General features: G+C 72.0%; 17 protein-coding genes and 2 tRNA genes. 7 read left to right on the top strand and 12 right to left on the bottom strand.

What is annotated here, in order from left to right; all coding sequences use genetic code 11:
- Genes OG989_RS06125 through OG989_RS06135 form a run of 3 tightly spaced genes read right to left on the bottom strand, consistent with a single transcriptional unit; the run spans position 1 to position 2,845 of the window.
- A complete protein-coding gene (locus OG989_RS06125) occupies positions 1–1,242 on the bottom strand; it encodes an MFS transporter (protein ID WP_327029948.1) in 1,242 nt (413 codons plus the stop codon).
- A gap of 8 nt (positions 1,243–1,250) precedes the next feature.
- Entirely contained in the window at positions 1,251–1,547 is a 297-nt protein-coding gene (locus OG989_RS06130; protein WP_327029949.1) for a hypothetical protein, read from the bottom strand.
- A 59-nt stretch (positions 1,548–1,606) separates the two neighbouring features.
- The gene (locus OG989_RS06135) at positions 1,607–2,845 is read right to left on the bottom strand and encodes a YcaO-like family protein (protein ID WP_327029950.1); all 1,239 of its coding nucleotides are present in this window, start codon (positions 2,843–2,845) and stop codon (positions 1,607–1,609) included.
- 561 nt (positions 2,846–3,406) lie between these two features.
- Between OG989_RS06135 and OG989_RS06140 the strand changes: the two genes are divergently transcribed.
- Positions 3,407–4,660, top strand: coding sequence for a S8 family peptidase (locus OG989_RS06140; RefSeq protein ID WP_327029951.1), 1,254 nt, complete (start codon positions 3,407–3,409; stop codon positions 4,658–4,660).
- A 331-nt stretch (positions 4,661–4,991) separates the two neighbouring features.
- Here OG989_RS06140 and OG989_RS06145 read toward each other — a convergent pair.
- The 3 genes from OG989_RS06145 to OG989_RS06155 all read right to left on the bottom strand — a co-directional run bounded on the left by OG989_RS06145 (position 4,992) and on the right by OG989_RS06155 (position 6,246).
- Positions 4,992–5,064, bottom strand: a tRNA-Arg gene (locus tag OG989_RS06145).
- Positions 5,065–5,100: 36 nt separating this feature from the next.
- Positions 5,101–5,191: transfer RNA gene (locus OG989_RS06150), tRNA-Ser, on the bottom strand.
- A gap of 587 nt (positions 5,192–5,778) precedes the next feature.
- Positions 5,779–6,246, bottom strand: a complete 468-nt coding sequence (locus tag OG989_RS06155; RefSeq protein ID WP_327029952.1) for a hypothetical protein — start codon at positions 6,244–6,246, stop codon at positions 5,779–5,781.
- Positions 6,247–6,316: 70 nt separating this feature from the next.
- On the opposite strand from OG989_RS06155, the gene OG989_RS06160 reads away from it, so the two are divergent.
- Positions 6,317–7,006 carry a hypothetical protein gene (locus OG989_RS06160; RefSeq protein ID WP_327029953.1) on the top strand — a complete coding sequence of 230 codons (690 nt, stop codon included), beginning with the start codon at positions 6,317–6,319 and terminating at the stop codon, positions 7,004–7,006.
- A 191-nt stretch (positions 7,007–7,197) separates the two neighbouring features.
- On the opposite strand, the gene OG989_RS06165 is transcribed toward OG989_RS06160, so the two are convergent.
- On the bottom strand, positions 7,198–7,968 hold the full coding sequence (locus OG989_RS06165) for a CPBP family intramembrane glutamic endopeptidase (RefSeq protein WP_327029954.1): 771 nt from the start codon (positions 7,966–7,968) through the stop codon (positions 7,198–7,200).
- 158 nt (positions 7,969–8,126) lie between these two features.
- Between OG989_RS06165 and OG989_RS06170 the strand changes: the two genes are divergently transcribed.
- Positions 8,127–9,245: a globin domain-containing protein gene (locus OG989_RS06170; protein ID WP_327029955.1), complete on the top strand. Its 1,119-nt coding sequence runs from the start codon at positions 8,127–8,129 to the stop codon at positions 9,243–9,245.
- 164 nt (positions 9,246–9,409) lie between these two features.
- Here the strand turns inward: OG989_RS06170 and OG989_RS06175 are convergent, their stop codons facing one another.
- Positions 9,410–10,927: a peptide deformylase gene (locus tag OG989_RS06175; RefSeq protein ID WP_327031120.1), complete on the bottom strand. Its 1,518-nt coding sequence runs from the start codon at positions 10,925–10,927 to the stop codon at positions 9,410–9,412.
- Positions 10,928–11,222: 295 nt separating this feature from the next.
- Here OG989_RS06175 and OG989_RS06180 point away from each other — a divergent pair, with 295 nt between their 5' ends.
- Positions 11,223–12,005 carry an IucA/IucC family C-terminal-domain containing protein gene (locus tag OG989_RS06180; protein ID WP_327031121.1) on the top strand — a complete coding sequence of 261 codons (783 nt, stop codon included), beginning with the start codon at positions 11,223–11,225 and terminating at the stop codon, positions 12,003–12,005.
- 24 nt (positions 12,006–12,029) lie between these two features.
- On the opposite strand, the gene OG989_RS06185 is transcribed toward OG989_RS06180, so the two are convergent.
- Positions 12,030–13,850: a hypothetical protein gene (locus OG989_RS06185; protein ID WP_327029956.1), complete on the bottom strand. Its 1,821-nt coding sequence runs from the start codon at positions 13,848–13,850 to the stop codon at positions 12,030–12,032.
- Between the two features lie 212 nt (positions 13,851–14,062).
- Here OG989_RS06185 and OG989_RS06190 point away from each other — a divergent pair, with 212 nt between their 5' ends.
- Complete coding sequence (locus OG989_RS06190) at positions 14,063–14,773, top strand: class I SAM-dependent methyltransferase (RefSeq protein ID WP_327029957.1); 711 nt, start codon at positions 14,063–14,065, stop codon at positions 14,771–14,773.
- Between the two features lie 18 nt (positions 14,774–14,791).
- On the opposite strand, the gene OG989_RS06195 is transcribed toward OG989_RS06190, so the two are convergent.
- From OG989_RS06195 to OG989_RS06205, 3 genes are all read right to left on the bottom strand, one after another.
- A complete protein-coding gene (locus tag OG989_RS06195) occupies positions 14,792–15,325 on the bottom strand; it encodes a YbhB/YbcL family Raf kinase inhibitor-like protein (protein WP_327029958.1) in 534 nt (177 codons plus the stop codon).
- Positions 15,326–15,416: 91 nt separating this feature from the next.
- Positions 15,417–16,655 (bottom strand): ATP-grasp domain-containing protein, encoded by a 1,239-nt coding sequence (locus OG989_RS06200; protein WP_327029959.1) that lies wholly within the window; start codon positions 16,653–16,655, stop codon positions 15,417–15,419.
- Between the two features lie 42 nt (positions 16,656–16,697).
- Entirely contained in the window at positions 16,698–18,095 is a 1,398-nt protein-coding gene (locus OG989_RS06205; RefSeq protein ID WP_151453785.1) for an FAD-binding oxidoreductase, read from the bottom strand.
- A gap of 341 nt (positions 18,096–18,436) precedes the next feature.
- Between OG989_RS06205 and OG989_RS06210 the strand changes: the two genes are divergently transcribed.
- Both OG989_RS06210 and OG989_RS06215 read left to right on the top strand, forming a co-directional pair.
- Entirely contained in the window at positions 18,437–19,867 is a 1,431-nt protein-coding gene (locus OG989_RS06210) for an FAD-dependent oxidoreductase (RefSeq protein ID WP_151453784.1), read from the top strand.
- Between the two features lie 230 nt (positions 19,868–20,097).
- A complete protein-coding gene (locus OG989_RS06215; RefSeq protein ID WP_151453783.1) occupies positions 20,098–20,898 on the top strand; it encodes a DUF6202 family protein in 801 nt (266 codons plus the stop codon).
- Positions 20,899–20,997: the final 99 nt, after the last annotated feature.

Here is a 20,997-nt window from a genome sequence, read left to right on the forward strand (position 1 = left end):
CTAGTCGACCGCGATGCGCAGGCCACGCACCGGTGAGGCGACGACCAGGGCGAGGCTGAGCACGACGGGCACAGCCAGCATCAGGTACGCGACCCGGACCCCGTAGGTGTCCCCGGCCAGCCCGCCGATCAGGGCGCCGAACGGAGTGCCGCCCCAGGCCAGCATGCGCCCGGTGGTGTTGACGCGGCCCTGCAACGCATCGGGGGTGAGCAGTTGGCGCACGGTGATGCCGTTCGCGTTCACGGTCAGGCGCGCCACGGCCCAGATCGCCCATCCGGCCAGCGCCAGGGTGAACGCCGAGGTGCCGGCCAGGCCGATGAGGGCCGCGACGAAGATGACGAGCCCCACGATGGACACCGTTCCCTGGCCGGCCCACCGGCTGGCTCGGGGCAGAAGGACGGCGGCGATCAGCGAGCCGACCGCGGCGGCGGCGTAGAGCAGGCCGAGGCGCTGGTCCTCCGGGCGCAGGCCGAGAGCCTGGTCGGCGTGGACGACGAGCAGACCCAGCACGCCGCCGGCGGCGACGTTGAGGCCGAAGCCCGCGGCGGTCAGCGTACGCAGGACCGGCGTTCGCCAGAGGTGTTGCACTCCTTCGGCGATCTCGGCCCTCAGCCTGCGGGCCACCGTCGGCCCCGAATCCAACCCGGTCCGGATCTGGGCGAGCAGCGCGGCGGACACCAGATAGGTGGCGGCGTCGACGGCCAGCACCAGGGTGGGGTCGGCGATCGCGGCCAGGAGTCCGGCGGCGGCGGGTGCGGCGATCTCCAGCACGATCTCGGTGGACCAGATGAGGCTGTTCGCCCGGGTGAGCGCTGGCTTGCCGACGATGCGTACGAAGGTGCCCCAGGCTGCCGCGTCGAACCAGCAGAAGGCGCAGCCCACGCCGAACGCCACGATGAGCAGGTACCAGGAGGGCAGCGCATCGAACAGCGCGGCGACCGGCACGGTGGCGAGCAGGAGAGCGCAGCACACGTCGGCGGTGATCATCATGCGCTTGCGCGGCAGGCGGTCCGCGGCGGCGCCGGCGAAGAGCCCGAACAACAGGTACGGCAGGGCTTCGAGTCCGACCACCGCCGCCGTCAGCGTCGGGGAGGCGCTCGTACGGTAGACCAGCAGCGGCAGGGCGACGGCGCTGGCAGCGGTCCCGGCGACCGAGATCGATCGGGCGACGTACCAGAAGGAGAAGTCACGGTGGAACAGCCGGCGTCCTTCGACGCCGGCTGCCTCGGTGCGCTGTGTCACGGCCTGCGTCAGCCCAGCAGGGCGAGTTGCCGATCGTCGATGCCGGTCAGCGCGAGGTGCAGGTCCGCCGCCAGATCGTCGGCGAGGCGAGCCGTCGGCGCACCGTCCCCGTCGCCCGGGTGGAAGCACGCGGCGCCGCCACCACCGCCGGGCCAGACGTTACGGGCCACCGGCTCGTCGCCCTTGTCAGCGGGGTGGAAGCACAGGGTGCCGCCCGAGGGAGACTGACGAGCCATCAGCTCACCGTTCTCGTCGGCGGGGTGGAAGCACAGAGTGCCGCCGCCCGGGGAAGAATGACGAGCCATCAGCTCACCGTCCTCGTCACCGGTGCGGAAGCAGGAGCCGCCAGCAGACATGTTGTCCCTCATCTCGTTCGAACTGGATCTGGTCGGGTGACCGTCGCCCTATCCGGCGACGGCCACAGGTGCCACCCCCGCCCGGTCGGGATGACGGGCACCCCGTGCCGCACCAGGCTGAAGCGCTCCAGCCCTGGGGCGATCGTGGTGGCCACCGCGATCGGTGAGCCGACTGGCGCGACCTCGCACACGTGGTAGCCGATGCCGTGTCGGGCCAGAGCCCGCCCGACGTGCTCCAGCCCCCAACCCGGGCTGCCGTCGCCGGCCATGTCCGCGCGTAGCGGCGCCGCCCGCACGGGGCCGGAGAGCAGCTCGTCGAGTGGCATCAGGGCACACCGTTGCAGTGCCGGCCAGGCCGCCAGACGCTGGACCGCGGGCGAGTCGGCGGTGGATGCGGAGAGCGCACAGACCTGGATCAGCTCGCCGAGGGCACGCGACGCGGCGTCGGAGGCCCAGAGCGACGCGCCGGCCCCGAGCCGGGTCGGCCCGCCGCTGGCCGCCGGGCTGACCGCCACGTACACCGGCACGTCCAGGTCCGTCGTGATGTCGAGCAGGTGTACGGGTGCGCCGGCCGCCCGTACGGCATCCGCGTGCAGCGAACGCAATCCGTCCGGCAGTTCGCCGACGGGTACGAGGTCGACGTCCGGGACTCCGGCGACGTACCAGCGCAGAAGCGCCTGACCGAGCCCGTCGTGTTCGATCAGCTCGCAGAGGCCGTGGTAGACGGCCTCTGCCAGGTCGACGCCTGCGGCGGTGCCCAGGCTGGACGAGTACCGCAGCAGACTGCGGTACGGCCGGACGTCGTCACCCGCCACCGGCCACCGGTAGTAGCGCGGATCGGTGAGGAACGTGGGATAACGGACCCCGCCGTAGGAGGCACACGCCGCGACGGAGTCCGGAAACTCCGCCGCCCACCGCTGCACGACCAGGTCGGGCTCCAGGGCGGACTGCCCGGCCACGACGCTCGCCGGCACCAGCCTGGTGGCGTCCGCGGTCCATCGGCGGTTGTCCCGGGCCGACATGAGATAGCGCTCCAGGGCCTCGAAGTACGCGCTCGCCTCGCCCTGGGGACCAGCTCCCTTTCCCACACCGATGGCGACCTGTGCTCCGTCCCGGAACAGCGTGACGAGCATGATCGGCGACGCGGCCGGGCCGAGGACCGCCGCCCGCGCCGTGAGGCCGAGCCGGGCGATCTCCGCTGAGGCCGTCGCGAGGGCGCACTCGGCGGGCACGGATCGGAACGACACCGCAGCCTCCCCCGGGACCATCCATCGGCCCGGACTGTGTCAACGAAATGCTTCGATGTCAACGGCTGGCAGCGGAATCGGGGGTTACGCGGACGTACCGCGTTCTGAGGTCGCCGCCGGGACAGGGAAGGGGCCCGAGCCGCGTTTCCGCAGCTCGGCCCCTCGTGAGCCTGGGCGCCCGAAGGAACTCGAACCCCTAACCCCTGACCTGCTCGGCTCGTCGGTGGCCGTCGCCCATCACCCACGTATGTCGGCCGCTTGGCTGTACGGATGGCTGTGCAGCCGTCAGTCCTCGCGCGTCGCTTCTGGCGTGGCCGCGCCCAGGACGAGGCCGCCTGCGGCCTCGCAGGCAGCAGCAGCCGAGGCCCCGGAAGCAGCCCTGATACATCGAGCCAGGACTCTTCTCACTCCCCGCCGAAAAAGACTTCCATAAATTGGATTCATGGATTCCACGATGGAATGCGGCCGTAAATCGACTGTACGATCCAGCAAACCATTCGGACCATTCAATCGGCGCGTCGTACGCCCGCCGGAATGGCCGGAACAAAGGGAGGCTGGGAGATGAGGCTCCACCGCGACACGATCTTCGCCCGCGAGCGTCGAGCCGGAACGGCCGCCATGGCCACGCTCGCCACCACGGTCCTGCTCCTGACCGTGGCTGCCGGACCGGCCACTGCGGCACCCGCCACCGAGGCGCCGTCCGGGACGACGACCGGCGAGATCCTCGGCACCGGCAACGCCACCGCCGTGCCCGGCAGCTATGTGGTCACCCTCAAGGACAGCGGCGGCACGGTCGGCGATCGGCAGGCTGGCGTGTCCCGCCTCGCCGACCGGTACGGCTTCCGCCCGGACCAGGTCTGGCGCGACGCGCTGAACGGCTTCTCCGTGCGGACCTCCGAGCTGGTGGCCCGCCGGCTGGCCGCCGACCCGGCGGTAGCGGTCGTGGAGCAGGACCGCCTGACCAGCTTGGCCACCACCCAGACGAACGCGCCGTGGAACCTCGACCGGATCGACGCACCGCTGGGACTCAGTGGCACCTACAACTTCACCAGTGTCGGGACCGGCGTCCGGGCGTACATCGTGGACAGCGGGATCCAGATCGGCCATGCCGACTTCGGCGGCCAGGCGGTGTACGGCTACGACGCCGTCGACGGCACGCTCCCGGCCAACGACTGCAGCGGGCACGGCACCCACGTCGCCGGCACCGTCGGCGGGACGACCTACGGGGCGGCCAAGAACGTTGTGCCGGTCGCGGTCAAGGTGTTCGACTGCGCCCTGCCGAGCACGCTGTCAATGTTGATCAACGGGATCAACTGGATGATCGCCAACCACCTCGCCGGGCAGCCGGCTGTGGCGAACATCGGCGTGCTGACCAGCCCCACCGTCGCGCTCAACACCGCAGTGACGAACGCGGTCGCCGACGGCATCACGGTAACGGTTCCGGCCGGCAATTCGAACGTGAGCGCCTGCACCGTCTCACCCGCGTCGGTGCCGGCCGCGCTGACCGTGGGCGCGACGTTGACGAACGACAACCGGGCAAGCTGGTCGAACTTCGGTCCCTGCCTGGACATCTTCGCTCCCGGCGATCGCATCACGTCGGCCTGGTGGAACTCGACCACCGCGACCCAGACGATCAGCGGCACCTCACACGCCGCACCGCTCGTCGCCGGCGTCGCCGCTCGGGTGCTCAGCAACAACCCGACCTGGACACCGGCCCAGGTGGCCAGCTACCTGTTCAGCGTCGCCAGCCCGGTCGTGATCAACCCGGGGGCCGGCTCGCCCAACCGTCTCCTGCACCTGTCCCCGACGCTCTGAACTGGCCCTGTCTTTCCGACCCCCGCTCGCCCCCCTGCGCCAGCCCAGGTCGACCGCGACTGACATCCGGGGCCTCCACCTCGGCACACAGGATCCACAACGCTGGGCCACAGTGGATATCGGTTCCCCCTGAGGCACCGGCGCCCCGACCATGATCCAGGCCAGCCGACAGGCAAACGCACTGGCCAACACCGATCGGCACGAGACCCCCGCCGGACAGCGCGGCGACAAGGGAGCACCAGATCCAACTCCTGGGACGCTCCGCCCCAACCCGCAGAATCGATCAAGGCCGTGACCGGCGTTTCCGCTGGTCACGGCCTTGATCGTGAAGTGCGCCCGAAGGGACTCGAACCCCTAACCTTCTGATCCGTAGTCAGATGCTCTATCCGTTGAGCTACGGGCGCTCGGTGCTTGGCCAGTCTACACACCCGGCTTTCGCGCGGAGACTCCGGGATTCGAACCCGGGAGGGGCTTTAAGACCCCAACCGCATTAGCAGTGCGGCGCCATAGACCAGACTAGGCGAAGTCTCCCTGGTGGCCCTGCAGACCACCGCGCCCGAGGATACAGGGCCTCACCCATCAGGAGCAAAGCGACTTCCCCGGTACGCCCCTCCGCTCACGCAACGGGCTGTCCCGAACCAGGCCCGGACTCGCCCCGGCCTCGGCTTTCCCTGCTGTGCACGGGCGTGATCAGGACTACGCTCCATCGATATGCAGGAGCAGCCGCCGCGCGAGCCGACCCGCCGAGAGCCTGCTGAGGGAGCGCGCCGACGCTCCCCGAAGGCGACCTTCAGTCCGCCCCCCGCGCCGCCGGAGCCGGCCGGGCCGGAGGATTCCGGGAAGCGCCCCAGGCGGGCGAAGCCGGCCCCTGCGGTGCTCTTCCAACCGCCCTCGGCCGATCCGCCGCTGCCCCGCCAGGCCGACCGCACGGCCGAACAGACACCGCAAAAGCAGCCCGACCAGGCCGACCACACGGCGGAACAGGCGCCACGGAAGCAGCCCGGCCAAGCCGGCCGCGCTGCCGAAAAGGCACTACGGGAGCGGCTCGGCCAGGCGGACGAGACCGGCAGGAGTGACGTCGCACACACCGGCGACGGCGTGCCCACCGCTGCCGGCGATCAGCCGGGGTCCGCCACCGCTGCGGGCCCGCCCGGCTCCGGCACGCAGACCTCTGGCGGTAACGCCGCCCCCGCCCGCAAGGCGCCCGGGAAGAGGGCGGTCGCGAAGAAGGCCGCGCCAACGCGACCGCCCACAGCAAAGGAGGCGGCAGACCAGGTCGACGCGACGACGCTGGCGGAGGCCGCAGAGCCGGGAACGGCGGCGAAGGAGGCCGCAGTACCGGAGACGGCGGCGAAGGAGGCCGCAGAGCCGGCCACGACGGCGGCGGAAGCCACAGAGCCGGGAACGGCGGAAGGCGCGGCGCCCCCGGTGGCAACGAAGGGCGCACCCGCTCGGAAGACCACAGCCGCCCGGAAGGCCGCGCCCGCGAAGAGGGCGACACCCGCGAAGAAGGCCACACCGGCCGCGAGGGCCGAGCCTGCCCGGAAGGCGACGCCCGCGAAGAAGGCCGTCCCGGCGACGCTCACCCCGGCGACGGTCGCTGCCGAGGCTCCAGTCCAGGCCCCCGTCGAGGCCCCGACCGCCGCGCCCCCGCAGGTGGTCGAGCGGCATGCCGGCGACGGGGCGGCGGGGACCCCGCCGGGGCGTACGCCGGAAACGGTCCTTCGGCTGGCCGCCGCGCGGGTGCTGGAGCATCCCGCGTTCGCGCCGGAGTTGCTGGCCCTGGCCGCCGTCGAGGCGTTCGGGCCGCGTGCCCGCGACTGGGCGCAGCGGCTGCGCGACGCGTACCCCGATGCGGGAGCGGACGGCTTGGCGCGGCTCGCGACCCGGCGGTTCGTCCGGCAGGCCGGGGTGGGCGGGGCGACCGCCGCGCTGGCGGGGCTCTTCGCGCCGGTGGCCGAGCTGGCGGCCGTGCTGTGGGCGCAGGCCAACCTGGTGCTGCACCTGGCGGCGGCGTACGGCCGGGACCCGGCGCATCCGGACCGGGCGGTGGAGTTGCTGGTGCTGACCCGCGTGCACCCGGACGCGGAGAGCGCGCAGGCGGCGCTGGCGGCGGCCCGGTCGGCGGAGGAGCCCGACGAGGCGGGCTGGCCCCGGGCGGCCGAGGCGGCGTGGCGGCTGGCGGCGCCGTTGGCCGCCCAGGCGGGCGGCTGGCTGGCGCTGCGGGTGGCGTCCCGGGTGCTGCCCGGCGCGGCGGTCCTCGTGGCCGCGGCCGGGGACGCGGCGGCGGCCGAGCGGCTCGCCGCCCGCGCGGTCACCGCCTACCGGCGGCCCACGCCCCGCTGATCGCCGGCGGCCGGCGCTCGGCCGAGCGGAACGCGGCGGGGAAGGACGCGGGCCGCTGGTAGATCTTGGTGAGAAATGGCCCCCGGAGGGGCGCTTTCCGACCAAGATCTGCCGGGGCGGCACCCGACGGCGGCAGCCGACGGGGGCAACGGCGGGGACGAGGCCGCGGAGGGAGAAGGGGCTGGTGGGCGTCAGAGCCAGTCGAACCATTCCTTCGGCAGCAGGGCGTAGCCGAGGAAGGCGACGATGTCGAGCAGCGTGTGCGCGACGACCAGCGGCATGACCCGGCGGGTGCGCAGGTAGAAGAGGCTGAACACGACGCCCATCACCACGTTGCCGAGGAAGGCGCCGAAGCCCTGGTAGAGGTGGTACGAGCCGCGCAGCAGGGCGCTCGTCGCCACGATCGCGCCGACCCGCCACTGGAGCTGGCGCAGCCGGGTCGTCAGGTAGCCGACGACGATCACCTCCTCCAGCACCGAGTTCTGCACGGCGGCGAGGATCAGCACCGGCACCGTCCACCAGAGGTCGGGCAGCGCGGCCGGCACCAGGGTGGCGTTGACGCCGAGCTGGGCCGCCGCCCAGAACAGCGCCAGGCCGGGCAGGCCGATCAGCGCGGCCAGGCCGGCGCCGCGGGCCAGGTCCTGACCGGGCCGCCGGGCGTCCAGGCCGAGCGTCCGCGCCGGATCGCCGGGGTCCCGCGCCAGCAGGTGTACGGCGAGCAGCACCGGCAGCAGCGCGAAGACGATCCCGAGCAGCTGGTACGTCAGGTCCAGCCACGGCCGGGGTGACACCGACGTGTTGAGCGCGGCGGTCTGCTTCGACAGCGGCCCGTCGGCGGTCAGCTTCGCCACGATCGACACCGTCGCGTAGACGGCGGACTGGCCGAGCGAGAGGCCGAGCACGAGCAGCGTCTCGGTGCCGAGCATCCGGCGGGTCGCCGGGCGTTGCAGCTCAACGGTCACCGCACCACTCTGCCCGACGCCGAGGGCCGACGTCACCGGCCGGCGGCACCGCCCGAACGAGCCTCACGAGCCGGTCGCACATTCTGTGCGACCGGTCGGCACGCTCCGTGGACATTCTATGGATGCCCGATCCGCCGTCAGGAGAAGGAGCGCGCCCCGTGGACGACTTCGCAAGGCTGCTGAAGGAGAGCTGGACCCTGGTCGAGGAGCACCGGGAGCGGCTGAGCGGTCACTTCTACGCCCGGCTCTTCCTGCTCGACCCCGAGCTGCGCAAGCTCTTCCCGGTGGAGATGACCGGGCAGGGCGACCGGATCCTGGAGGCGATCGTCACCGCCGCCCAGACGGTCGGCGACCCGGAGAGCTTCGACGAGTACCTGCGCTCGCTGGGCCGGGACCACCGCAAGTACCACGTCGAGGCGGCGCACTACGAGACCATGGGCGTCGCGCTGCTGGACGCGCTGCGCAGCATCGCCGGCGACGGCTGGAACCTGGAGTACGACCAGGCGTGGCGGGACGCGTACGCGGCGATCACGGAGAAGATGCTGGCCGGGGCGGCGGCCGACGACAACCCGCCGTTCTGGCACGCGGAGGTGCTGACCCACGAGCGGTACGGCAGGGACACGGCGGTGCTGACCTGTCGGGCGTTGCAGCATCCGCTGCCGTGGCGGGCCGGCCAGTACGTCAGCGTGGAGGTGCCCCGCCACCTTCCCCGGGTGTGGCGCACCTACTCGGTGGCGAACGCCCCGAACGACGACAACCTGCTGGAGTTCCACGTTCGTACGCCGGAGGGCGCCGGCTGGGTGTCCGGGGCGCTGGTCCGCCGGGTCAAGCCCGGCGACCTGCTCCGGGTGGCGGCGCCGATGGGGTCGATGACGCTGGACCGCTCCTCGGAGCGGGACATCCTCTGCGTGGCGGGCGGCGTCGGCCTGGCTCCGATCAAGGCGCTGGTGGAGGAGTTGGCCGGCTACAACCGGACCCGCTGGGTGCACGTCTTCTACGGCGCCCGTACGGCGGCGGACCTGTACGGCCTGGCCGGGCTCCAGGAGTTGGTGGCCGCGCACCCGTGGCTGTCGGTCACTCCGGCGTGCAGCGAGGATCCCGACTTCGACGGCGAGCTGGGTGACATCCCCGACGTGGTCAGCCGGTACGGCCCGTGGACGGCGCACGACTGTTACGTCTCCGGTTCCGCCCGCATGGTCCGGGCCGCCCTCCGGGTGCTCGCCGAGGACGGCGTCCCGCCGGAGAACACCCGCTACGACACCTTCGGCAACCTCTAGAAGCGTTCCTCCCCCCATACCGGGGCGCGTGCTCCTGCCCCCTGGGGCACGCGCCCCGGTCCCCCAATCGGGCGGACCGGCACCGCCCCGCACGATCACGTCCGCCCGGCCGTCCTTCCCACCCGGGCGGACGTGGTCGTGCCGCCGGGGCGGATGTGCGCAGGTCAGTAGCGCCAGGGCCGGCCGGTCTCGCGGTACTCCTCGACCGGCACCAGCGGCACCCCCGGCGCCATCCGGTCGACGTAGAGCCGCCCCTCCAGGTGGTCGATCTCGTGGGCGACGAGCCGGGCCATGCCGAACTCGAACGAGGTGATGATCCGGCTGCCGTCGTACTGGGCGTGCTCCACGTCGAGCCGGAGCGGCCTGGGCACGAGGCCACGGTGGTCGAAGAAGGAGAGGCACCCCTCGTACTGCTCGTCGCTGTCGGGAGAGGCGTCGACGACGCGGGGGTTGAGCAGCACGACGGGGTCGGCCGACCGGTCGGGGGGCCGGACCACCGCCACCGCCCGGCCGAGGCCGAGCTGCGGGGCGGCGATGCCCACCCCCTTGCGGAACGGGTGCAGCTCGTCGAGGCGGACCAGGGTCGCCGCGAGGCGGTCGGCGACGTCCCGGGCCTCCCGTTCCTCGCGGGGCAGGTCGAACGGCCGGGCCGGTTGGCGGAGCAGGTCGGCGCCGCGCTGCACGATGCCGATGCCGCGCATCCGGTCGCTGGGCCGGATCCGCCCGGCTTCCTCGGGCTCGGCGTCGGGCCGGCCGCGGAACCGCCACTGCAACCGGTACCGCGCGTTGAGCGGCGGGTCCTCGGTCGCCCAGTCGAAGATCACCCGGTCGGCGTCCTCGCGCCTGGTCACAGGCGTGCGCAGCGGGCCCTCCTCCGCCGAGAGCGAGGTCTCCGCGCCCCACACCTGCGGGTCGACCGCGGCCGGGAGGTCCAGGCGTACGGCCATCTGCCGGGTGGGCAGCCGGACCGCCCGCTGGAACCAGGGGCCCCACTTGTCGTGCCCGACGCAGTACGCGTACTCGATGGTGGTCCGGTCCCCCGGGTAGAGGGGGAAGCGCCGGTCGGCGTTCTCGAAGAGCAGCCACAGCTCCTTGAAGGCGTCGCGGTCGTGCTTGGCCCGCCAGTGCATCGCCTCCCGCTCGTCCCCGTCCTCCCGGTACGCCCGCAGCCGCAGCTCGGCGAAGGTCAGCGGGTGTTCGCGGTGGTGCAGGTTGGAGCGCCCCGGGTCGTTGGGGTAGCGGTCGACGGCGATCCGCACCAGGTAGCGGGTGACCGGCTCGGTGCCGGCGTTGTACAGCTCGCGCCGGATGACGCAGCGGTAGGCGTCGCCGAGGTGGGTGAGGGTGGCGAGTTCCCGCTCGACGATCAGTCCGGTGCCGGGCGGCATCCACTGCCCAGGGACGGGTGGGTCCCGGTGTGCCCGCTCGGCCCGGGCGTGCCGCAGCTCGTCGTACTCCTTGAAGCGCTGCCAGATCGCGCCGCCGGCCTCCAGTACGGCCTCGGCGCGGCGCGCGAAGTCCTCGGTGGGGCGGTGCCGGCGCCCCTCGACGTGGCTGACATACGACGGGTCGAAGCCCATCAGGGTGGCGAGCTGCTTCTTGGACAGCCCCCGCCCCGTGCGGTGCCGGGCGATCTCGGCGGCGAAGGAGTCGGCAGCCCGATCGAGCGGTGAGGTCATCAGCTTCCTCGTGGCCGGGAGTATCAGTTTCACGTTCTGTGGCGACGCGCACACGGAACTGGCACCTTGCCGACACGAGCCTTGACAGATAGCGATGGCTGTCGATACTGGGGCGACGTTTTCCGCCCCGATGACCGGGTAGTACGGCCGCACGGGCGGAGTGACCGGCCCCTCCGGATCCGACGCAGGCGAGCCTTCCCTTATCTCGCGGGATGTGGTTAGGCTAGCCTTAGCTCAGCGACGGGCGGATTGCCCGCCGACGGCGACGACGGGGTGGGTGAGTCCAGTGACAGCGGTGATGCCGAAGCGCGACACCGCCGCCGCGCCGCTGGCCCCGGTCACCGCCGCCATGCGCGCGATGTTCGGCACCGACGACGTGCCCGGTCTCGCGCCCGGCCTGCTGGTGCACGACGAGTTCGGCTGGCGCCCGGCGACCACCCTGGTCGACGGCACCCTCCTGCCGGAGTTCCTGCGCTCGGCCAGCTCGCGCTGGGGCGGCACCCCGCACGCCTGCGCCGCGCTGGCCTGGAAGTCGTACAGCTACTGGACGGCGCTGCCCGTGGCGCTCGGCTGGGCCTCGGCCCGACGGGTGCCGCTGCTCGACCCGGCCGACGTGCTGATCCACTTCGAGGACCACCGACCGCTGCTCACCATGGGCCTGCGCCGCTCGACCACGGTCGCGGTGCTGCCGAGCGACCCGCTGGCGCTCGCCGGGCTGCCCGAGGTGCGGGTCGTCGCGGACGAGGCGGAACTGCTCCAGGTGCTCCGGGCCTCGCTGCTCGACGCCCACCTGGCCCCGATGGTCGCCGCGATCCAGGCCGAGGTCCGGATCGGCGCGCGCACCCTGCTCGGGTCGGTGGCCTCGGGCATCGCCCACGGCGTCCTCCGGGCCGCCGACGGCCTGCCCGGCTCATCGGTCGAGACGATCGAGACGCTGCTCGGCGCGCTCGACCTCGCCGACCTGGTGGAGCTGGTCCCGGGCCCCAACGGCGAGCCGACCGTGCAGCGGCGCACCTGCTGCCTCGCCTTCACCCTCCCCAAGCCCAAGATCTGCCAGGGCTGCTGCGTCCGCCAGTCCTGACGGCCGCCTCCGGGCCGCCCGGCGTCAGTCGGTGAGCGGGCGGACGTCCCAGAGCCAGACCCCACCGGTGTACGTGGGGCGGACGCCGGTCAGCTCGGTCATGCCCCGGCGCAGCGCGTCGGCCTGCCGGTGCGGCCCGAGGACGACCGCGCCCGCCCGCCAGTACCGCAGGTCCCCGACCGCGTCGACCCGCGCCTGCGGGGTGATCGGTGGCACCGCGCCGGTCCGCCGGATCTCGGCGAAGAACTCGCTGGTGGGGCGGGGCGGCGCGGAGAACAGGGCGATCCGGTCCCGACCGGGGCGGGTGTCCGGGCCGAGGAAGTAGCCGCGGGCGATGGGCATGTCCAGCCCGGTCCGCGCCGACCAGCGCAGCGGATCGGCGTAGTGGGTGTCGGGCAGCGGGAGGGTCACGATGCTCCGCCCGCCGTCCGCGTACGGCCGCCAGGCGCCCGAGGTGACGAAGGCGGGCACGGGGTCGAGCCGGGTGGTGGGCAGCGGGGTCGGCAGGATCGGCAGCAGGGCCATGACCAGCACCGTGGCGGTGGCGAAGCGGATCTGCGGGCGTGCCCGCGGGTGCCGGGCGGCCAGGGCGCGCGCGTGGTCCGCCCCGTAGGCGAGCAGCACCCCGACGATCGGGGTGATCGCCAGCGCCCACCGGGTCGGCACCACCGAGTGCAGGACGGGCAGGTTCTCCAGCGCCGCCCACGGGCCGGGTATCCCGGTCCCCCTGCCGTTGAGCTGCACCTCCCGCCCGAGGGAGAGCAGGCCGAAGAAGAGCGCGAGGACGGCGAGGCCGCGTACCACGACGTGCCGGCGCAGCCACCAGACCAGGGCGACGACGAGCACCACCAGCGGCCAGCCGAAGAAGGCGTTCTCCTCGGTGGGGTTCTTCGCCAGCCCCTGCGCGCTGCGGGCGTCACCGGCCAGGGACTCCCGCGAGTACGCCACGAACGACGCGAGGTCCGTCGAGTAGCCCCGGATCAGCCAGGACAGCCCGTTGTACGCCCCCGGGCCGAAGAACTGGACGTGGAGCGGGTACGCGAGCACCACCAGCGCCACGACGGCGGCCACCGCCAGGCCCGCGAGGAACGGCCGGACCCGCCGGCGCAGCTCGGGCCGGCCGAGGGCGAGCGCCCCGACCACCACGCCCAGTCCGATGGCGGTCATCAGCAGCACCTCGAGGTTGAGGAAGGCCTGCCACACGATGACCGCCGCGAGCAGCAGCCCGTTGCGCAGCCAGCGCCCCGGCTCGGCGAGTCGCAAGGTGCGCCAGACGATCAGGGGCACCACGTACTGCGAGACGATGTTGGGGTGCGCGTTGGCGTGCGAGATCATCGCCGGGGCGTACGCGCAGAACGCGGCGCCGAGCCAGGCCGGCCCGCGGGCGCCGACGACCACCCGGGACAGCAGGAAGTACCAGGCCGTCGCCGTGGCGATCATGCCCAGGGTGAGAAAGAGCAGAAACGACGCGCGGGTGCCGAGCAGGAGTGTGACGGGCGTCATTGGCAGAGATACGGATAATACGGACGTATTTGCCATCAGATTGACGGTCTCCGGCACGTTCATCCGGTCCGAGGTGAATGGATCAACAAAATCGGTCATCACGCGCGCGCCGTGCGCCATCATCCACTCGAACTGCGACTGGTCGGTGCGGTTGTCCCGGATGCCGTGCGACGGGCGCAGCCAGAGCCGCGCGGTCACCCAGAAGCCCAGCGCGACGAAACTCGCCACCGCGGCGGCGTCCGTCCACCACCCCTTCCAGGGCCGTACGCCCCGGTCGGGCCCGTCCACCGACGCCCCGGGCCCTGACTCGCCAGCGGGGAGGCCCGATTCAGGAGTAGTCATGACGATTCGTAGAGTAGTCAGGCTATGACGCCAAGGTGACATGTTTCGGGGTACTGGCGTACCATGTGCCGGGTTCGCCGACCGCCGATCACGTGCCCACCCCCGACCGCATTTCGGCCACCACGGGTGCCCCGATTTTTCTGTTGCCAGTGCGGATGATTCACTCTGTCGGTCCAGGCGCGGGTCGAGTTCATATCGTGAGGAATCGACGCATGGCAGAAATCACTGGGGATCAGCGCGTGCAGTCCGAGGTCCTGGAGGGTCTCGCGACGGCGGTCAACCACCGTCGCTGGTTCGTCGAGCTGGCCCTGCCGTACCTCGGTGACAACCCGATCGAGATCGGCAGCGGGCTCGGCGACTACGCGCTGGAGTGGGCGGAGCACCTGCCGCGCTTCACCGCCACCGAGGCCGACCCGGACCGGCTCGTCCTGCTGAAGGAGCGGCTGGCCGACCAGCCCCACATCGAGGTCCGGCAGATGCTGCTGCCGCACCCCGACCGGGGCGACTACAGCGCCGCCGTGTCGTACAACGTGCTGGAGCACATCGAGGACCACGTGGGCGCGCTGCGCAGCATGCGCGACCTGGTCCGGCCGGGCGGCAACGTCATCATCATCGTGCCCGCCTTCCAGTTCGCGATGAGCCCGGCGGACATCGCCACCGGCCACGTGCGGCGCTACACGAAGAAGACCCTGGCCGCCGCGATGACCGCCGCCGGCCTGACGGTGGAGAAGATCCACTACGCGAACGCGCTCGGCCTGATCGGCTACTTCATGGCGACCAAGGTCTTCCGGCTGATGCCGAAGGAGGGCCCGATGGTCAAGGTCTACGACACCCTCGTGCTCCCCGCCACCAAGGCGGCGGAACAGCGCGTCCTCCCCCCGTTCGGCCAGTCGGTCTTCGCGGTAGCCCGGGTCCCCTCCTGAGGCCGGGCCCGCTCCGGGTTACTCCTTGACCTGGTAGGTGGGGCGGATCACGGCGCGGGCCAGGGTGTGGAAGGCCAGGTTGAAGCCGACCACGGCGGGGGTCGCGGCAGGGGTGACGTCGAGGCGCTCCACGTCCAGGGCGTGCACCGCGAACACGTAGCGGTGCGGCCGGTCGCCTGCCGGTGGGGCGGCGCCGCCGTAGCCCCGGTCGCCGTAGTCGTTGCGGACCGTGAAGGCGCCGCCGAGGTCGTCGCCGGCCGCGCCGCGCGGCAGCCGCGTCACGTCGGCCGGCAGGTTGACCAGGACCCAGTGCCAGAAGCCGCTGCCCGTCGGCGCGTCCGGGTCGAGGCAGGTCACCACGAAGCCCTTGGTCTCGGCCGGGAAGCCGGACCAGGCGAGCTGCGGCGAGATGTTGTCGCCCCCGACGCTGCCGTGGGCGTACGCGGCGTCCATCGGCTCGCCGTTCTGCACGTCGTCACTGGTCAGCGTGAACGACGCAACGGTCGGCAGCAGCTCGTACGGGTCCGGGGCGATCGGTCGTTCCAGGGTCATCGGGGGGTCCTTCCGGTGAGCGGTTGTTCCTCCGCACCTTCTTACCCCGTCGGCACCCGCGATCGAACCGGCAGCGCCGGGCGCGCAGGGGTCAGCTCCCGTACAGGCCGTGCCGTTCCCAGCGGCGCAACATCTCGTAGCTCCGCTCAACCTCGGCCGGATCCTCCGCGGCGAGATAGAGGTAGCCGGGCGAGCTGAACAGGTCGACGGTCTGCGGCAGTTCGGCCCCGGGGGAGCAGCGCGCGGCGATCGCCACGGCCGCCGGCAGCTCCGACAGCCGGGCGTACCAGCCCCCCGCCTGCGCGGCGACGGGGACCGGGTTGATCAGCGACACGTTCCGGACGGCGGCGGCCCAGCCCGGCGTACGGTCGTCGAACTGGTCGAGCGACGCCGGATCGACGAGGTGCTGGGCCTGTAGGAAGGTCTGCGACACACCGCAGAACTTCGCCACGACGTCGGGCAGGGTCGCTCCCCCGAGTCGGGCCCCGGCCTCGATCAGCACCGGCCCCCGGTCGGTGAGCATGAGCTCGGTGTGTGCCGCCGAGGACCGGACACCGAGCGCGTCGAGCACCCCGAAGACGAACTCACGGAGCTGCCGGGCCAGGGCCGAGCCCCGGTCGACCGGCTCCTCGTAGTCGTAGATGGGACCGCCGCCAGGACCCGGCCGTTTCGTGTACCGCCAGATCTCGGCGACCCGGTGCGTGCCCGCGTACGAGACCGTGTTGACGTAGAACTCGGTCCCGACGAGCCGCTCCTGGACCAGCACCCGTCGATTGGGTACGCCGTACAGGTTGACCGAGGCCAGGACCGTCGCGCAGGCGAGGCGCACCTCGTCGAGACTCTCGCAGAACCGCACGTTGTCGGTGCCCGCGCCGTCCACGGGCTTGACGACGGCCGGGCCGGACAGGCTGGTCGCGTACCAGGCGACCGCCTGGTCCACGGACTCGAAGCACCGGCCGGCGGGCACGGCGAGACCGGCGGCGGCCACGGTCGCCGCCATCGCCGACTTGTCGCGCCGCGCGGTGACCGTGGCGATGTCGTTGCCGGGCGTACCGAGCAGGTGGTTGAGCGTGTCGGCGAGGACCACCCCCGGCTCGGTGCCCGCGACGACCCGGTCGACGCCGAGCGCCCGCAGCCGGTCGACGAGGCGGTCCTCGTCGGCGACGAAGCCGAGGTCAACCGCGTAGTCGCCGGGGCGGAACGTCTTCAGGTAGTAGTCGTACAGGGACTCGCCGCTGCGTACGTGGACGCAGGTCACCCCTCGCTCGGCCAGCGCCCGACTCAGCGCGCTGCCTGTGGAGTATCCGTCGACGATGGCTATGGTCGGCACGCTCTCCTCATCTCCGTACGGCCCGCCGGAGGGTGGCGGGCATCAGAAGACCTTGCCGGGGTTGAGCAGGCCGGCCGGGTCCAGGGCGGCCTTGATCGCCTGGTGCACCCGCAGGCTCACCGGGCCGATCTCGCGGGCCAGCCAGTCGCGCTTGAGCAGGCCCACGCCGTGCTCGCCGGTGCAGGTGCCGCCCAGTTCGAGGCCGAGGCGCATGATCTCGTCGAACGCGCGCCGGCCGCGTTCGAGGCTCGCCGGGTCGGCCCGGTCCACCACGATGTTCGGGTGCATGTTGCCGTCGCCGGCGTGGCCGACCACGCCGATGGTCACGTCGCACTCCGCCGCGATCCGGGCCACCCCGTCGAGCAGCGCTGCCAACGCCGCCCGGGGCACCGCCACGTCGTCGATCACCATCCCACCGTTGCCGGCGGGGAACGACTCCCTGGCGAACTTCTCCATCGCCGCGTGCCCCAGCCGGCGGGCCTGCAACAGGGCCGCCGCCTCCACGGCGTCGGTGGCCGTGTGGATCTCGTCGGCGCCGGCCGCCTCGCACAGCTCGGCGAGCCGCGCCAGGTCCCCGGCGGCCTGGGGTCCGGTGTCCGCCGACGCCAGCAGCAGCGCCTCGACGTCGGTACGCAGGCCCATCGGCCGGTACGCCTCGATCGCCCGCAGGTACGTGCGGTCGATCAGTTCCAGCAGGCTGGGGGTGAGTCCGTGTTCAGCGATCCGGGCGACCGCCCGACCGGCGGCGGCGGTGGTCGGGAAGACCGCCACCATGGTCAGCGACTCCGCCGGCGCGGGCCGCAGCGCCACAGTCACCTCCGTGATCACCCCGAGGGTGCCCTCGGAACCCACGAAGAGCCGGGTGAGGTCGTACCCCGCCACCCCCTTGGCGGTACGCCGACCAGTACGCAACACCTCCCCGGAAGCCAACACGACCTCCAGACCCAACACGTACTCGGTGGTCACGCCGTACTTGACGCAGCACATGCCACCCGCGTTGGTGGAGACGTTCCCACCGATCGTCGACATCTCCCACGATCCCGGATCCGGCGGATACCACAACCCCTGTTTCGCCACCTCCGCCGACAACGCCGCATTGACCACCCCGGGCTGCACCACGGCGATCCGGCTGACCGGGTCGATCTCCAGCACCGCGTCCATCGCGACCATGCTGATCACCACCGCGCCGTCAACCGCGTTCGCCGCGCCCGCCAGCCCAGTACGCGCCCCCTGCGGCACCACCGGCACGCCGTACCGCCCGGCGATCGTCACCGCCTCGACCACATCGGCCGTGCGACGTGGACGGACGACGACCAGCGGGGTGCCGGCCTCGCACAGATCGGCCTCGTCCTTGCGGTGCATCCGGAGCAGGTCGGGGTCGGTCAGCACGGCGTCGCCGAGCGCCGCACGCAGGTCGTTGACGAGGGGGGAACCAGACATGGCAGAGAGGGTACAGATCGGCGTCATCCGCTCCGGAGCGCGAACGTGGGCGCCCCCGATCCGGCATCGGCGCTGGTGAGAGCGGTGTGAGCGGGCCCGGTCGCTCGAACCCCTGTCCTATCGGAAGATCCTTCCGGGGTTGATCGAAGTTTGTTACCGTCTACCGCCAACGAGGGCACCCCTCCTCCAGCCAACGTCCCCCGGCCTGCCACCTCACCGCTCTTCCACCCCAAGATCCGCAGCAGGACGCGCTGTCCGGCCGGGCACGGTGTCGAAACCGGGACCTGGTTCAGCTCGTGTTGCGGCAAAGGATCGTTGCCCATGACAGAGGGATTGACAGAGTGAAGCGAACCGAGCTGCACATCGTGATCGGCGGAGGTATCGCGGGCTGCCTGACCGCGATCATGCGTAGCCGCGCGGGATACCGGGTCCTTCTGCTGGAGCGGGCCGAGGCCCGCTCGCCCGAGGCCCACCCGATCTGCACGGGGGCCAGCAACATCGTCAGCGAGAACCACAGCGGTGCCGAGTATCCGTTCGATCCGCAGAGCGCCCGGGACTGCTTCGACGGGCGCCTGGTCAACGAACGCTTCTTCCCCGACCTCGTCTTCGGTGGCAAGGACCACAGCCGGGTCATCGCCTCCCAGGCCATGCAGGACAGCGGCACCGACATCATCGGCCAGTGCCGGGAGAACATGCGGGTCATCCAGGACCGTTACGCGCAGCTCTGCGCCGAGGACCCGGCCAACTCGTTGTTCGGCGCGCCGGAGCAGGTCTGCCGCGAGATCCCCGCGCCGGACGGGGTCGCCGACGTCGGCGCCGCCTTCGTCACTCCGCAACGGGGCATCAACCCGGTCGTGGTCACCGCGCTGCTCGACCAGGAGCTGCGCCGCAGCGGCGTCGAGGTACGCGGTGGCGCCGACGTGACCGGGGTGAGCCGCCGCTCCGACGGCACCTACGAGGTGGAGTACGTCGAGGACGGCGCGCGGCAGACGATCGTCGGCGACCAGGTCGCCCTCTGTGCCGCCACCGAGACCCCGGCGATCGCGCGCCGTCTCAACCCGTCGCTCGCGCTGCCCCCCATCTACATGGCGCTGCGCCAGATCCTCTTCGTCGAGCTGCCCGAGCGCACCACGAAGAACTACACGTGCCTGAAGCTCGAGGACGAGTACGGCGGCATGTTCAGTCCCTTCAGCCAGGACACCGCGCTCGTCTACTACCCGCCGGCGGCGCACATCGCGGTGCACCGCGTCGACCCGACGACCTACGCGCTGCCCGACGACTTCCGGCACTTCCTGCGCAACGGTCACCCCGAGGCGGCCGAGCGCGCTCAGCTGGCGCTCCGTCAGCTCAGCCAGTGGTATCCGGAGGTGCGCGGCGCGGAGGTGGTGTCCGCCCACCTCAAGGTGGCGATCAACACCACCGACTCGTCGCGGCTGCGGCGCAACGCCGGGGTGCTCGACGTCGCACCCGGTTGCACCGCGACCGTCCTGCTCAAGTGGACGATGTGCGTCGTCAACGCCCAGCGCGACCTGGAGGCGGCCCTCCGGCACTCGATCGCCACCGGCAACGCGGATCGCGACGAGTACGCCGAGCTGGTCGCCCGCGGCACCGTGCCGATCGCGCCACCGACCGATGTGCCCGCCTGGCAGCGCCGGCTCGGGATCTTCGCGCGCAACATGGGGGTGCCGGAGCGACTGGCGGCGCCGTTCGTGGACGCCGACGAGCCGGACAGCGGTCTGGCCCGCGCCGTACCGTCGCTCGCGTCGAGTTGACGCTGGTCACGCTTAACTGGCGGGAACTACTACCCGCTCCTGAGGCAACGCACGAGGGGTCGCCACCCGCTTAGGGGGCAGCACAGGGGTTCGGCCGTCTTCCCGTTGCGCGATACACCAGATTCGATGATCATAGGCCCGCGTCGACTCGATGACCTTCGTCGACATCGGCCTGTCCTGGCGGGCTTCGGGGAGCACTCCGCCTGGTCCCTACAAGCGAGGAGGGCACGATGACCACCGCACTCGACCTGACCGACCTCCGTGTGCAGGCCGACGCCACCATCGATCGACTGATCGACGAGGCAGGCCTCACCCGACGCAACAACCGGTTCTTCGCGGGCGCGAAGGAGGCCACCTCGGTGAGCCCCGCCGGTGCGCTGCGCATCGCGGAGAAGTGGCAGCGGACCACTCAGGCGTTCATGTTCACCACCATCTCCAGCCTCGGTGCCCACGGGCGACGCCTGGCTCGCGACTACACAGTGAGTCGAGAGGTACTCGGAGCGTATCAGATGGCGTACCGAGTCATCGGGGACGATCTGGACAATCGGGCGGCGGCCTTCGCGGAGGTCGCGCCGGAGGGTGTGGACGGTGTCCACTACCTGTGGTGGGCGGACACGATCTGCGCGCCGCTGCGCTCGGCCCTGGGCAGCGCGGACGCGCCCGCCGAATCCGCCGCGCTGACCCGCATCCTCGACGTCATGGACTCCATGGCGGCCGAGGAGCTGGGTGGCGCGGTCCAGCTCCGTGTCGTGGAGACCATCGCCCTCGACATCGCGGTCGCGTTCCGGCGCCTGTACGGCAAGGTCACCGTGGATGGTCGCCAGGTCCTTCCCGAGCAGCGCGACTACGCCTGGATCGACTCGCACATCCGGGCGGAGACGGGCCACGCCGCGTCCGTCAGCGACGACGAGGCCGGTATGAGTCACCTGGTCTCCACCCCGGCCGAGGCGGAGCACTTCGTCGCGCTCGCGGAGTCGTACGTCCCGGCGTGGGCGGACCTGCTGGACGACTTCGCCCGGGACCTGTCGTAGCGCGACCAACCGAGAACGGCACTGACGGCCGCCACCGACGACGCCCCGGGCCCGTGGTGGCGACCGCCGGAGTCATCCGGTTCCGAGGAAAGGAGCTGC

The sequence above is a fragment of the Micromonospora sp. NBC_01740 genome (genome assembly GCF_035920365.1).
In the GTDB taxonomy this organism is placed as follows: domain Bacteria; phylum Actinomycetota; class Actinomycetes; order Mycobacteriales; family Micromonosporaceae; genus Micromonospora; species Micromonospora reichwaldensis.